The 258-nt window shown below is 44.2% G+C and carries 1 protein-coding gene; it reads left to right on the forward strand.

Annotated elements, in window-relative coordinates; genetic code table 11:
• A partial coding sequence (locus J3S90_RS15795) for a hypothetical protein (protein WP_210646985.1) occupies positions 1-258 on the forward strand: 258 nt, incomplete at both ends.

The raw sequence follows: 258 nt of genomic DNA on the forward strand, positions 1-258 counted from the left end.
TTGGCTACACCAGTAACTCCAGTAGTGAGCACAACAGCAGCGACTTGTTCTGCTGCAGGAAGTATGACTCTTACGAATTACAATGCAGCCAATACTTATGATTTTTCACCTGCAGGACCAACTGTTAATGCAGCAGGAGTCATAACAGGCGGTATGATAGGAACGGCTTACACGGTTAAGGCAACTAACGCTTCCGGATGTATTTCAGCAGCTTCTAATAGTTTTACTGTTATAAGCCTAACACAGTTGGCTACACCA

Origin of the sequence: Flavobacterium flabelliforme, assembly GCF_017948675.1 — a bacterium.
GTDB lineage: Bacteria > Bacteroidota > Bacteroidia > Flavobacteriales > Flavobacteriaceae > Flavobacterium > Flavobacterium pygoscelis.